Genomic DNA, 13,560 nt, shown 5'->3' with positions numbered 1-13,560 from the left:
TTTTATTAGTATTCTTCGATAATAACATAATGAGAAAGCCTATGAAACACTTACACTTTAAAGAACTTCCCTCTACCCAACTTAAAGCTATTGAATTAATTGAAGAACACAATTCAATTCTAATTAGCGCACAGAAGCAAACACAAGGAAGAGGTAGAAGAGATAATAGCTGGGAAGATCTCGAAAATAGTCTAGCTTTCTCATTTAATATTAGCCCCACAGGTAAACCTACTCTTCTGGCACTAGAAATTGCGATTACTCTTGCGAATTATTTTGATGAAGATAATTTAAGTCTCAAATGGCCTAACGATATTTACAATGAAAAAGGAAAGAAGGTCATTGGAATCCTCGTAAATAAAGAGGGAGATGATTACATTATTGGTATTGGAATAAATTATGGCCCAGTTACGAAGTCCACTCATAATAACTATGGACAGCTAAAATCAGGTCACTTACTTAACGAAGAAGAGTACAAGACTCTACCGGAGCAAATTTATAAGTATATCTGTGAGAATCGATTAAACGATCATGACATTATCTCAAAATGGAGTCGATTAAGCTTTCATATCAATCAAAAATGTAAAGTTATTGATGGTGATGAGATTATCACTGGCACATTTGAAGGCATTGGTGAATATGGTGAAGCTTTGATTAAAAACGGAGATAAAATAGAGAAAGCCTATACAGGCTCTCTCTTATTGGATTAGTTTTATTCTGAAATTGAAGTAAGAACTTTCTTTGAGATTGTCTTAAGTTCTTTTTTTATTAGGTTCTCTGCAAGATCTGGAACAATTTCCCAAATAATCTTCTCTAGGTTTTGTTCGCAATATTCTTTTGCATATTTTTCAATGATAGGTGCGACGTCAGCTCTTAAAGAAGCTTTTAAGTCCTCCATATCAACACTTGGTGCTTGCTTTGATGCACCTTTATTAACAAGAGCTGTTGTTGTGCGCTCAAAAGAGAAATTATCATTCATTTCACTAGCATTAGAAACATCAATTTCGTGCTCATCTTCTTCTGGTGATGAAAATGCTTGAGAAACTTCTTCATCGACATCCCAAAGATTCTCATCTGCGATCTCTTGTGGGAAGTCATCTGATTCATCTGTAGCATTATCTTCAGCAGAAAGTTCTTCACTAGTATATTGAGATCGTGGCTCCTCAATAATAGGTTCTTCTTGAGGAAAGTCATCATCAAGCTCGTCATCGAGACTTCCAAAATAATTACTAACATCTAAAACTGTCGAAGCTGCTTCTTCATTTATATCTGGTATTTCATTCTCGGAACTATTTTCTTGCCCTTCAATAACAGGAGGCAAAGAATCATAATCACCAGTTACATCGCTACCTTTTAAGTTTGTTGGATCAAAGCCCCAGCCATCTAGCTCAGAACTTAAATCAGAAGGATCGATTGTTTCTTCATTTTCTAGAGAATCAATATCTTGCTTATCATCGAGGTGAAACTCACCTGTTTGATCTTCTTCTTCAAATTCACCTTGAGTCGTATCGACCCCCCAACCAGAGAAGTTATCATCCTCAGAATCTTCCTGAGAAAACTCTTCGCTATCTTCAATTGGCTGTTCATCAGAAACACCATTTTCAATTAAGTCATTACATAAATTGATAAACTTTTCAGTTTCGAAAGGCTTTACAACTTTATCTGAATATCCGCTACTACGTAGCTTCTCTTCATCAATGATATCAAATGTCCCTAGCATTGCGAGAATAGGAGTTTGTGAAAACCTCTCTCGAACTTTTCGACCAAGTCCATAACCGTCATCAGCAAGACCAAAGTCTAATAAAATCAAATCAAAGTCTTCACTTTGGTTGAAAATATCCTCTTCATCCAATACAGGAGTAAGCTCAAAATCTTGGCTTGCAAATGTAATTTTGATTACTTTTTGAATCGTCTGACTATCGTCAGCAACTAATACCTTTCTACTCATATAAAACCTCAATATATTGTTACGCAAAAAATCCAGCTAAGCAAGTATTGAGTTTTACTAGGATTATTTAATTATATTATAAAATTGAGAAAATAATGGCCGACTGATTGTCTAAATTACCTTTTCGATTAGCAAAATTAAAAAGGCCGTCGATTTGAGTCACTTCATCAGGGCCCAATTCTTGAACAACACGTTTTATATCATTTAATGAAAGGCTTCCATAAACCCCATCCGATAGAAGAATTACTTTATCATGTGGCATTACATTTACTTCCCATATTTTTGGAGAAATCTCTTCATAGAGCCCCAATGCAACAAGAGGAAATGTACTTTTATGATGAGTATTATCTGAAGTTGATATTTGAGTTGGTGAATCTGGTGCGCTGATTTGTGACAAAGCACCGTCTCGATATAAAAGTGCAACGCAATTGCCACATGAAACAACAGATAGAATATTTTCCGATAACATTGTTAATGCAACCGAAACACCACCTTTATCCTTCATCTCTTTCTTCTTATTGATGGCCATTAAGTTTTTATGAGCAATCATCATGGCATTCACTAATGCATTAGTCTCTAAAACATATTGAGGTGAATAAAAATAAGGCATCGTTGCATTTGGATCACCTGATAACTTTGTAAAATAGTTTTCAATCGATTTAGTCACTGATTCGAGGTTTAAATCAGAAATCCCACTTCCACCAAAGCCATCAAAAACACCAAATATTTTCTGCTTTAAATTAATATAGGTACTATCTTCATTTAGATTTAAATATGGCCCTTGATGTGTTCGAGCAAAAAAGCTTTCAAGTTCTCTCATAAGTTTTTTAACCTTTTAGAGGCTTTGATATAATACTCATTATCTACAGGTGAGATTTGTTGAACTTCCTGAAACTTCTCTCTGGCCTCTTCAAAAGCACCAAGTGATTCAGAGACAAGCCCCTGTCGATAGACTTTACGAGCACGTTCAGTAAGTATCTCATTAATATCATCAAGCTCATTTTGAGCATCGATCTCATTTGGATTGTATTGCAGAACCTCTTTAAAGACTTCGTAAGAAGCTTTTAAGTCCTCAGCTTCTTTTAAGGATCTTGCCTTACCCAATAAAGGTCCAGTAATATTTTTCAAATTTTGTCGTGATTTCTTTAACATATCGACTGCCTTCTTCATTAAATCTTCGTCGATATTTTTTTCACTTATAAACAATTCAAGTGCATTCACTGCTTTAAACCACTCTTCTTGTAAGAATAATTTTTCACCTGGCCTTAATGCGTCGACCATTCTTTGTCTTTCTGCCTTCTTTTGGGCCTCTTCTAATTCTTTTCGATTCTTCTCTTTTACGTATGCATTTATTTCTAACTCTAAATTTGCAACATCATAATTATCTGGATCAAGCTCCTTAATTTGCTGAAAGAGTCCTCTTGCTAAAGTGACGTTCTTTTCTTTTACAGCTATTTGAGCTTTTTCTAACAATTTATCAACTTTGGCCTTTATAAGTTGTCTTTTTTCTTCGGCCCTTCTTTCTTGCTCAGCTTTTTCAAGCTCTGCATATTTATCTTTTGCTAACTGATAGAAAGTTTGTGCCTGCTTATAGTCTTTTGTGATTAAGAAAAGTTTTTCAAATTCTGTAATTGCTCGTACAACATTTCCTTCGTTAGCATAACGAGTGGCAAGTTGGTATAAAGCTTCTGCTTTTTCTTGTTGTTCTTTAGTTAGTCTCTTATCGACAGATGTAACAACTGCTTTCTTTTTTTGCTCTTGAGCTTGCTTATCCTTAGCACTCTTTTTCTGTTGAGGCTCACTATCAGGAAATAAAAACATATAAACCCCTAACAATACGACAGTATAAATTAGGACTTTTTTACGTTTTTCCGGATCTTTTAGTATTTTTTTGATGATTGATTTTTCTTCGGTATCATCAGGCATATCAGATAATTCAAGATCACCTAAATCGTCATCATCTGAAACTTCTACAACTTCCTCGATTTCGATTTCCTGATTATCTTCAACTGGCATCAGCATATCTTGCTGACTTTTAATGAAGTCACTCGCAATTTTTACAGTGAACGTCGTTGAACCAATAATAAATTCATCGCCATTGGTGATTTCTTTTTGATTTATCCTCTTTCCGTTAAGAATTGTACCGTTTGCAGATTGTAAATCCTCAAGAACACAAGTAATTCTATTCTTACGTATTACTGCGTGTACTGATGATACCTCAGGGTCACTTAAGACAATTTGACATTTGTTTGGGTCTCTTCCAATAAATGTTTCAGCTTGGTCGAGATTAAAGTGATCGTAAGGAACATCCTCACCAAATAACTCTAATATAAAATTTGCAAACCCACTAAATACTTGTGTCTTATCACCAGCGTCATCATCTAGTGTATCGATATCGTAATTTTGATCACCATACTCATCATTATATTCTTCTGAATAACCATCATCCTGAAAGTCACCAAATCCTTCTTCTTGGTTTCCATCCATCTGAAAATCGTCGGAAGGTGCATCACTTTCAAAAGAGTCATTAAAGTCATCTTGAACTTGATCCTGAAAACCTTCTTGAACTGGCCCTTCATCGTTTAAGTCAAACTCTTGCGTTTGGGCATCATCTTCAATTTCTCCATTTTCAGGGTTATCCATAACAGAAGTTTCATCTTCTTCTTCCACAATTGGAATATCCACTTCGTCATCAAGTTCTGCTGGAGTGTCATTTACGTCTTGATGATCGTGCGACTCTGCAACATCATTTACAACATTGGCCTCTAATTCTGTGAAAGTTATTCGATAATCATTACAAACAATAAAATAATTACTCTTAACTTCAACTTCAGAGTCAAACATAGGAGTGTTATTTAGCAATATCGTATCGTAATCTGATAGTTTTTTAATAGTCCAAGAAACACCATTATAATTCAAGCTGGCCAATTGACGGGAAACTTGTGGATCTTCAAGTTTTACCTGAGCATCATCAGATCTTCCGATTAAAAAAGACGCACTTTGGCCTAAGATTACTTGGTCAGTAAACTCGTAGTTATTTAAAATTGTTCCATTTTTAGAAACAGTAATTATCACTCTTTTTCATCCCAAGTTTTTCGGCCATATCTTCAACGTTCTTTTTGGCCTCAATAAAACGCTCATCTGTTTTATATTCAATTAATAATTTATAAATTGCACAATAAGTCCCTAAGGCCCTTGAATATTTAAGTGAATCTTTGTTCTTAGTTGCTTGATCAAACATATCTTTAATCTTTTCATCAAGTCTTTGTTTAGCAATATTCAAGTGATATGCAGCTTCACCATCATTTGGATCCAAGGTTAAGGCAAGATTAAACTCTTGCATGGCCCTAAAATAGTTTCCTTCTCGCGCCTCACGTCTTCCACGATGGATATAGGCCTCTACTTTTTCTTTTACCTCTAAATCTTCTTTATATTGAATCCCTGTATTTTTATTACTCGACTCAATTACGGTACTTCCTGTTTTATTTGATTTTGCTTTCTTTACCTGTTCAGTATCCCCATCCATAAAGAAAAAGATCAACATAATTGCAGCTAGGCCGTATATAAGCTTTTTTCTTTTTGCCTCTTTACTATCAACTTTCTTCTTTTTTGGCTTAGTCTTTTTTACCTCTTCCTCTTCTTCCTCGTCTTCTTCATCCTCATCTTCGAACTCAACTAATGCTTTTTCTTCTTTAACCTCTAGGAAGGAGTATTTAAATACAGTTGAACCAATAATAATTTTGTCGCCAGACTTTAACTTATGTTGAGTAACCTTAAGATCATTTACCATAACCCCGTTCTGTGACTTTAAATCAGTTAACGTGTATTCATTATTAACTCGAGTCAATTCCACATGCTCACGTGAAGCCTGTGTATCTAGTACTTGAACATCATTCGAACTCAGACGGCCAAGCACAACGCGCTTACCATTAAGGTAATAACAAATTCCCTTATTCTTTCCTGTCATGCAGATAATACGGTGGTATTTCCCAGCACTTTCAGGAGCAGATAAATTTTTTGTCATCCTTATAGCAGCGACCATTCTTTATTAATCCTCTTTAATTAGTGTAACATAGAACGCTTTTGCATAATTATCTCGTCCTATTAAACTCGTTACATAAATATTATAGTAGTGCCCTGATAGCTCATATTCACCTTTTTGAGATGTTCCACCATTATCTGCAGATGCATCACAAAGCTCTATAATTGTAGCTGCAAAGCCTTTTTCTCTGGCAACATCCAATAGACTCATCCCTTCTGATGAGCTTCCTCGAATAGCTGTAATATCTTCTGCCAGCGTATTTATATGTGCCAAGTTTTTTTGCGAATCTAATACAATAACAGCGCCATGTGCTCCTTGCATAAATTCATATAAATTTGCGACATATGTCTCATCACTCTCAAGTTCATCAAAGCTCATGTCATCATCAGTTTTTTGTAGTTCTCTAATTCGTTGTATCATTGAATTAATTGAAGATCGTAATGGATCAATCTCTTCCCATAAATAACTACTTTCGATACTCTTTCTCGTACCACGTAGAGCCTCTTCAATTTGAAATCTCATTTCATCAAAATGACGAATCGTCATATAGTAGACAATTGCAAAAAATACGATTGAAGCAATAAATGATGTGATTAGAGCTTCGAGATATGCCACTCGGCTTTTTGATGCTTCATCAGCAATTGATGATGGTTTAAATCGAATCGCAATAACACCAACGACATCAAGCATACCGGTTTTAACGTTTGTCGCTTTGATTTTCTGACCAATTCCAATTTCACCATTTGCAAGTCTTCTAACGATTGGTAAATCACCATCATTCTTCTTTGTTCTCTCGGCCCATTCTCTAACCTGTACGGAGAATGAGTCATCGATGTACATATTAAGCTTTGTTAAAGGCCTAACAATTCGTCCATCAATATCAAAAAGATCATAAGAGACAACACCGTTATTACCTTGCTCCATAAACTTCGTATCAACACGATCTAGATCTTTTCTGGCCAAAGCTCCACGATTTAATCTTTTGATTTCATCGGCATAATGAGCACCACGCTTTGCAACCTCCATTAGAAGTAGACTTTGTGATGTTTTCATTACTGGGAAGATTGTTAAGGTAACCGTAACGAGAACAAAAAGTGCCAGTAAAATACCAGTGAGTACACGCCATTCATATTCTTCATTAATTCCATGAACAACAGGCATTAAACGATATTTAAATAACCAAATAACCTTTCCAAAAATATTTTCAGGCATTTCACCACCTGAAATATATGTTGGTTCATCATCTTCTTCGTGTGTTTCTACACGCTTTTTAATTATCTTTTTCTTTTCTTTAACATAGACAACTTGAAGGATTGAATCTGGAAGAGCGATCTTATCCCCATTTTTTACAGTTGCTCGCTTAATTGCCTTCCCATTGATGAAAGTACCATTTGAACTTCCCAAGTCTTTAACAAAGGCAACATCTTGAGTTACAGTTACTGAAAGGTGCTTTTTAGAGACACCATTAACAGGGAAGTGTACATCACACTCTTCACTTCTTCCTAGAGTGTTTTCACCTTCTTCTAACTTATATTCTGTACCACGTAGCTTTCCTGCTACTACAACTAACTTGTACATATATCTAAATGATCCCCTTCTTTTACTTCTAATGGAAGTTGTCCATTGGCCAGTTCAAGAACTCTACTTGCCTTAAAAACAATTTGTGTATGTCTCCAAGGTTTTAAACCTCTATATATTTTTACGATTTCATTTTTTCGATTAAAGAAAACAACATCAATTTTATAATTCATGAAGCAGGTATGGATTGCGTTTGTTCCGTAGAAAATCATTCCATCAAATCCATCCATACGATCTGAGAACATTAATCCTTTTAATTTTTTAAAGAATGAATCTGCAACGATTGCATTGTTACAAATTTGATACTGGCCACAGGTAATCTTCATTAATTACCTCCAACAAGATCTACGATTAAAGGAGCAAAGATCATTAAAAGAACAGAAGGAACAATAAATGCCATCATTGGAAATAGAATTTTTGTTGCTGCAGTAGCACCTTCTTTTTCAATTTGTGCTGATTTCTTTTGTCTAATCTCAACGGATAGTGCTTTAAGGATAGGTCCGATTGATGCCCCAACAGAATCAGCGGCAATCAAAGTAGCACAAAATGAAGATATTTGAATGAGGTCTACACGCCAGGCCATATTCCTTAAGGCCTCTGCTCGACTCGCACCAATTTTAGTTTCCTTTAAAAATATTTCAAATTCTTGTGTTAAGGGACCCGGCTTTGCTTTATCAACAACTTTTGTCATGGCAGCGACGAAATCAAGTCCCGCTTCAACTGACAGGGCCAACATATCAACGGAAAAAGGCATCCCTGATATAATATCTTTTTGTCTTTGATCAATCTTTCCCTTGATCCAGATATCTGGATATACAAAACCAACTGCTGCAACAACCGGAATTAACGAAAGCTGCCAATCAGCATCCATAAACTCTCTAACTCCTAGGAATACAATTGGGAATCCTATAATTAGGAAAAGCTTAAATGCATAAAAATCTTCAGTGGTAAGAACTTCAGTTAAACCAGCACTTGCTAGCTTTCTACGATATTTTTCTTTTATCTTCTTTTTGTTCTTCATTGAAGAAACAATGGGAGAAATGTAGCGTTTAAAAAATGGCCTCGAATATTGTAGAACAATACCGTGCTTTTTAAATTCATCCTGTTTCTTCGAATCACCTTCTTCAAGCTTTTGTGCCGCCTGAAAAGAGTCATTATCTTGAAACATCATTTGGGTAACAATGTAGACAGCAATCCCAATGAGAATGATAGAAGACCACATAAGAAGTTGTGAACTCTTAAACAGTTCAGCACCCTGAAGATAATCACACGCATTACGCTCACCATTTTGACAGGCCTGTTGTATTATCTTTTTCCCTTCTTTAGGATAATTAATTCCATCTTGTTTAAAGTTTTTTCCAGTAAAGTTTTGATAAAGAAGACCTAATTCAAAACAACTTGCTTGCGCGCCTTTATCACAAGACTCTTTAAGAAGAGCAGCAAAGTCTCGTTGCGAGTAATCACTATATGTTTGGGCACTGACATCAAAAGATGTAAATGTCGTAACCACATAGAAAATAAGTAAAGTTATGAGACCTTTAGTCATAACATAAGAATATCAAAAATAATTGATTTCAAGCAGTTAGAGGCAATTATGGCCAGTCGAGTTAGGCCGAGAAAAACTATGCCTGACTAACCTGCTCAACGAGATTATGATTCTCCGCTGTTCCTACCTGACCTGCAACATCAGGAATATAAATAGGAGAATAATTTGAAAGATACTTCTTCTTAAGTTCAAGAATTCGTTCATATCGACTCGAAACTTCCTGCGGAGTAAATTCTCCACTATTAACGGCATCCTTCACATACTCATATGCACTACGACAAGCTTCAAATGAACGATATTCAATAAGATCAGCCCCGGCCTTAAGTGCTTTTAGAGCAGCTTCACCAAGAGAGAGATCTTCAGAAATAGCCTTCATTTCCATATCATCGGTAATGATCACTTTTTTGAATTTAAGTTCTTCTCTAATAAGCTCATAGGCCTTAGGAGAAAATGTACATATATTTTCCTGATCAATTGAATCAACTTTAAGGTGCGCCATCATTACCATGTCAACTCTTGCTTTTACCGCTTTAACAAATGGTATAAATTCTTGCTCTCTTAATTGATCCAGTGATTTATTTACTATAGGAAGTTTAAAATGCGAATCCTCTAGAGTATCACCATGTCCTGGGAAGTGTTTTGCACAAGACATAATTCCAGAAGTCTGCTGTCCCCTAATCATTGCAGAAATATACTTACTAACATCATCAGCATTCTTACCAAATGCACGATCACCAATGACACTATTTTTAGGATTTGTAAAAATATCACAAACAGGCCCTAAATTGAGGTTAACACCACAACTTAATAATTCATTAGACATTAATTGAGAGATTTCAAAACAAAGCTTTGGAGACTCTTTCTTAGTAACATCTAACATAGATGGGATTTTAGTAAATCCATCTTTAAAGCGTTGAACACGACCACCTTCATGATCAGTAGCGATAAAAAGGGGATAGTTATCACGTAGAGATTGAATATTATTAACAAGCTCTGCTAATTGTGCAGGAGATTCATAGTTATGTGAAAAAAGAATAACACCACCGATATTTTCTTTTTGAATAAACTGTTCTTCTTCAGCACTAAGCTGCTTACCTGAAATACCAGTTATAAATAATTGACCTAAATCTTTATTCATGTGCGTTTGCCTTTTTTAGTTCTTAAGTTTTGGATCTAAGTAATCTCTCAGACCATCACTAAATAGGTTTAATGAAATTATTAAACCAGTCATTAGTAAACTTGTAACAATAACAACGTGAGGCGCTTCAAGTAGTACAAGTTTGGCCATTGCCAAGATTGCTCCCCAAGAATACTCGCTAGCACCCAAGCCTAGAAAACCTAAACTTGCTTCACTTATTATAACCCCACTTATCCCTAAGACAAAGTGTATCGAAATTACAGGTATAATACTTGGTAAAATTGACTTATAAAATAAACGAAATTCACCTACACCAATTGCACGTGCACTTTCTACATAACCTAAATTAAGAACTCTCATCGTTTCACCACGGGCGATTCGCGCATAGCCTGGCCAAGACGTAAATATTAAACATAGCACTAATCCTGAGAAAGATTGTCCAGAAAAAGACATTACAAGAATTGCTAGCAGAATACTTGGGAAAATGAATATTAAGTTAGTTAACATATCCATTATTTCAGAAATAAACTTTATTCTAATTGCAGAAAGATAACCAATTACAATTCCAATAACGCAAGAGCTGATACTAATCAGTAAAGAGATACCAACTGTATATATCAGGCCAACACTTAATACTTTAAATAAGCTTCGACCATTAATATCAGTTCCTAAAATATAGTCATGGCTAAAAGGAGAAAATAACTCGTGTGAGATAATACTTTCAGGAATATAACTTCCACCATGAGTCATTAACCAACCAAAGGCCCAAAGAATATATAAAGATAAAATTGCACCACCAATTATCATTTCTTTATTAATTCTTCTTGTATGCTTTTTAGAACTCATTATGCAATCCTCGGATCAAGCTTTTCATTCACATAATCAACCATTACGTATACAAGCATATAAATTACAGTTGAATAAGCAATGACTCCTTGGACAAGCGGATAATCGCGATTATTTATTGCTTCAAATAGTAATGAGCCAAGTCCTGGAATATCAAAAATTGTTTCCGTGATTACTGTCCCCGCTAAAACGACTGACAACTGGATTGCTACAACATTTAAAATTGTTGGCATACATATTTTTATTAAGCGATAAATCACGGCCCTACTTGAAAGACCTTTTGCGTTTAATACTAGAACCCATAATTGAGACTCTTCTTCGAGATACTTATTTCGCATTACTCTTACAATAACTGATGATAGTGGAAGAACGAGTGTTACAACAGGAATTACCATATGTTTGTAAGACAACCATTGTGATACTGGAAAGATTCCAAGCCAAATTGAGAATACTAATACTAACATTGGTGCTAAAGAAAATATAGGAAATGAAAGTAAAGTTAGAGTTAAAACTCTTATTGAGGTATCTGGAAGTTTTGATTTTTTCACAGCTGCAACAACACCAACAATTACTCCAATAGGTGTCGCTAGAATAATTGATATTAGGGCAAGAACAAGTGTTGGGGATAAGTGTTCTTGAATTAAATTAACAACAGGCTTTTTCTTAACATAAGACTTACCCAAATCGAAAGTAAGAATTCCTTCAGCGAAGTCTACATATTGTGCAGGAATACTTTTATCTAAACCAAAGTCAGCTCTTACCTTTTGGACTTCTTCGACTTTAGCCTCAGGACCCAAAAGTCTTTCGACAGGATCACCCGGTGTTAATCTAAGTGCAAAAAAGATTGTTGTAATGGCAAAAAATAATGTCAGTAATGACTTTAAAAATAATTTCATTCAATAATCTCTTTTGTTAATCCCTGCGCTGCCCAGTAATGGCCTACAAGGTTTAGATTCTTATTCAAGGTATAAACAATTGATTGTCCTCCCACCGAAAGAAGGAATCGATAATTGCCCTTCTTATCAAAACTATCAAAAGTTAAAACAGCTTTAGAAACAATTTCTTTAGGCATATTGATATATTGTTCTTGAAAGTATGGGTAGCTTTCCCAAAGGACATGAAAAGACATATCACCATTTCTTTTCTCAATTGCTTTGCTTATAAAGCCAGAGATCTTCGCACATTCAATTAAGTTTGAATAAAAGCATAGAGCTTTTATATCATCTGTAAATTTATATCTCTTTTGACCAAGCCACTTATATTCTGGAGAATTTAAATTATAAACAATCTCTCTTCTTCTCCAGTCCACCTTACCTCTTACAGTATAAGTATCCTTATTTAAATAATATGTTGATTCGTATTCAAAAGGTGCCAAGAACTCAACCTTGGGCATGATTTCTCTTTTCTTAGAAATTGTTATAGTTTTTTCAAATGCATTATTCTCATTATGCATTGATACAACTTCAATTTTTTTGATAAAACTATTGTTTTTTCCAAAGCCTGTCCTAGTCTTAACTAGATACTCACCACTTACTTCGACTTGTTTAAAACGAATCTCAGCAGGTTTAAGTTCAACGCTTTTTTCTGAGCTCATAAGTGAGCAAGACGTAATAAAGAATAAGTTTATAAGGACTAGAAGTCGTAACATGGACTACTCCTGAGACTGTTGATTTATATACTTATTAAATTCCTCATCAAGTGAAGTTAAAATAATAGACTTATCATCTAACTCATCTAGGTAATTCTTTAAGTCCTCACCTGCTTCAAAGTGAACACCAATTTTTTTCATAGGAATATTATCGAGTCTAAAATTCACATAGTCGATATCATAAACCTTTTGAATATTTTTAATATCAAATGACTTTTTCTCTAATACTAAAGTACCAATAGAGAATCGCTTATTTTCGTAGTTTTTAAAATCTTGCAATGACATTACAAATGAAGCACCAGAATTTGAGACATCAACCAATTTTGCTCCCCTAAACTCTGGGAAGTCATCTAAACTACTTGAGAAGTCTTTAATAAAAGATTCTTCTTTATTCTTTGCCTTATTGAAGTGAAGGATATTATCTGGCCCTTCGTTTTGAACCTCTTCATCGATGACATCAAAGTATAAATATGAGGAAGTCATATAAGAAACATTAAATCTCATATCTTCTCTTCTCTCGCTTCGGTAAACCTTACCTTTTAAAGTAATTCGATCAGAGTCTATCTCTCCTTTGAAGAAATAGCTCATTTGTCGAAGCGTAAAGGTCGCCATCACTTCACCCTGAATATGGACGCCTTCTTCAACGGTAAGGATATTACCATCAATACCATTAATTAGAACAGAAGAGACCTGTTGTGAATTGGTCCAGATTTTCAGTTTATTTTTTGTGGCAACAAGCTCTCTGATTTTTAAATTAATATCAGAGAGCTCTAATTCGATGAATAGTTTTTCAGAATTCAAAATATAACCTATGCCT

At 34.9% G+C, this 13,560-nt stretch carries 13 protein-coding genes; 1 reads left to right on the top strand and 12 read right to left on the bottom strand.

Annotated elements, in window-relative coordinates; all coding sequences use genetic code 11:
* The first annotated feature begins 41 nt into the window (after window positions 1-41).
* Window positions 42-707 carry a biotin--[acetyl-CoA-carboxylase] ligase gene (locus tag ACMAZI_RS02185; RefSeq protein WP_412473883.1) on the top strand — a complete coding sequence of 222 codons (666 nt, stop codon included), beginning with the start codon at window positions 42-44 and terminating at the stop codon, window positions 705-707.
* Between the two features lie 2 nt (window positions 708-709).
* Here the strand turns inward: ACMAZI_RS02185 and ACMAZI_RS02180 are convergent, their stop codons facing one another.
* From ACMAZI_RS02180 to ACMAZI_RS02125, 12 genes are all read right to left on the bottom strand, one after another.
* Complete coding sequence (locus ACMAZI_RS02180) at window positions 710-1,945, bottom strand: response regulator (RefSeq protein WP_412473884.1); 1,236 nt, start codon at window positions 1,943-1,945, stop codon at window positions 710-712.
* 76 nt (window positions 1,946-2,021) lie between these two features.
* A complete protein-coding gene (locus tag ACMAZI_RS02175; protein WP_114705822.1) occupies window positions 2,022-2,765 on the bottom strand; it encodes a PP2C family protein-serine/threonine phosphatase in 744 nt (247 codons plus the stop codon).
* Window positions 2,762-5,020, bottom strand: coding sequence for an FHA domain-containing protein (locus tag ACMAZI_RS02170; protein WP_412473885.1), 2,259 nt, complete (start codon window positions 5,018-5,020; stop codon window positions 2,762-2,764). The genes ACMAZI_RS02175 and ACMAZI_RS02170 overlap by 4 nt, the downstream gene beginning before the upstream one ends.
* Entirely contained in the window at window positions 5,001-5,969 is a 969-nt protein-coding gene (locus ACMAZI_RS02165) for an FHA domain-containing protein (protein WP_158536775.1), read from the bottom strand. The genes ACMAZI_RS02170 and ACMAZI_RS02165 overlap by 20 nt, the downstream gene beginning before the upstream one ends.
* A 24-nt stretch (window positions 5,970-5,993) precedes the next feature.
* Window positions 5,994-7,565, bottom strand: a complete 1,572-nt coding sequence (locus ACMAZI_RS02160) for an FHA domain-containing protein (RefSeq protein WP_114705825.1) — start codon at window positions 7,563-7,565, stop codon at window positions 5,994-5,996.
* Window positions 7,553-7,891, bottom strand: a complete 339-nt coding sequence (locus ACMAZI_RS02155; protein WP_412473886.1) for a DUF192 domain-containing protein — start codon at window positions 7,889-7,891, stop codon at window positions 7,553-7,555. The genes ACMAZI_RS02160 and ACMAZI_RS02155 overlap by 13 nt, the downstream gene beginning before the upstream one ends.
* Window positions 7,891-9,111, bottom strand: coding sequence for a type II secretion system F family protein (locus ACMAZI_RS02150; protein WP_114705827.1), 1,221 nt, complete (start codon window positions 9,109-9,111; stop codon window positions 7,891-7,893). The genes ACMAZI_RS02155 and ACMAZI_RS02150 overlap by 1 nt, the downstream gene beginning before the upstream one ends.
* A 76-nt stretch (window positions 9,112-9,187) precedes the next feature.
* Window positions 9,188-10,249 carry a beta-N-acetylhexosaminidase gene (gene nagZ, locus ACMAZI_RS02145; RefSeq protein ID WP_334677881.1) on the bottom strand — a complete coding sequence of 354 codons (1,062 nt, stop codon included), beginning with the start codon at window positions 10,247-10,249 and terminating at the stop codon, window positions 9,188-9,190.
* Between the two features lie 15 nt (window positions 10,250-10,264).
* Window positions 10,265-11,095, bottom strand: coding sequence for an ABC transporter permease (locus ACMAZI_RS02140; RefSeq protein ID WP_114705829.1), 831 nt, complete (start codon window positions 11,093-11,095; stop codon window positions 10,265-10,267).
* Entirely contained in the window at window positions 11,095-11,991 is an 897-nt protein-coding gene (locus tag ACMAZI_RS02135; protein ID WP_114705830.1) for an ABC transporter permease, read from the bottom strand. The genes ACMAZI_RS02140 and ACMAZI_RS02135 overlap by 1 nt, the downstream gene beginning before the upstream one ends.
* Window positions 11,988-12,743 (bottom strand): hypothetical protein, encoded by a 756-nt coding sequence (locus ACMAZI_RS02130; protein WP_114705831.1) that lies wholly within the window; start codon window positions 12,741-12,743, stop codon window positions 11,988-11,990. Before ACMAZI_RS02130 ends, ACMAZI_RS02135 begins: the two co-directional genes overlap by 4 nt.
* 3 nt (window positions 12,744-12,746) lie before the next feature.
* A complete protein-coding gene (locus ACMAZI_RS02125) occupies window positions 12,747-13,544 on the bottom strand; it encodes a hypothetical protein (protein ID WP_114705832.1) in 798 nt (265 codons plus the stop codon).
* Window positions 13,545-13,560 lie beyond the last annotated feature (16 nt).

This window comes from Halobacteriovorax sp. YZS-3-1, assembly GCF_047084945.1.
Lineage (GTDB): Bacteria > Bdellovibrionota > Bacteriovoracia > Bacteriovoracales > Bacteriovoracaceae > Halobacteriovorax_A > Halobacteriovorax_A vibrionivorans.
The sequence above is the reverse complement of the archived record's forward strand: the minus strand, read 5'-3'. Positions and strand labels throughout refer to the sequence as shown.

Bases quoted from the DNA above. Each gene is read 5' to 3' on its own strand.
- ACMAZI_RS02185 (WP_412473883.1), top strand. From the start codon at position 42: ATGAAACACTTACACTTTAAAGAACTTCCCTCTACCCAACTTAAAGCT.
- ACMAZI_RS02180 (WP_412473884.1), bottom strand. From the start codon at position 1,945: ATGAGTAGAAAGGTATTAGTTGCTGACGATAGTCAGACGATTCAAAAA.
- ACMAZI_RS02175 (WP_114705822.1), bottom strand. From the start codon at position 2,765: ATGAGAGAACTTGAAAGCTTTTTTGCTCGAACACATCAAGGGCCATAT.
- ACMAZI_RS02165 (WP_158536775.1), bottom strand. From the start codon at position 5,969: ATGACAAAAAATTTATCTGCTCCTGAAAGTGCTGGGAAATACCACCGT.
- ACMAZI_RS02160 (WP_114705825.1), bottom strand. From the start codon at position 7,565: ATGTACAAGTTAGTTGTAGTAGCAGGAAAGCTACGTGGTACAGAATAT.
- ACMAZI_RS02155 (WP_412473886.1), bottom strand. From the start codon at position 7,891: ATGAAGATTACCTGTGGCCAGTATCAAATTTGTAACAATGCAATCGTT.
- ACMAZI_RS02150 (WP_114705827.1), bottom strand. From the start codon at position 9,111: ATGACTAAAGGTCTCATAACTTTACTTATTTTCTATGTGGTTACGACA.
- nagZ (WP_334677881.1), bottom strand. From the start codon at position 10,249: ATGAATAAAGATTTAGGTCAATTATTTATAACTGGTATTTCAGGTAAG.
- ACMAZI_RS02140 (WP_114705829.1), bottom strand. From the start codon at position 11,095: ATGAGTTCTAAAAAGCATACAAGAAGAATTAATAAAGAAATGATAATT.
- ACMAZI_RS02135 (WP_114705830.1), bottom strand. From the start codon at position 11,991: ATGAAATTATTTTTAAAGTCATTACTGACATTATTTTTTGCCATTACA.
- ACMAZI_RS02130 (WP_114705831.1), bottom strand. From the start codon at position 12,743: ATGTTACGACTTCTAGTCCTTATAAACTTATTCTTTATTACGTCTTGC.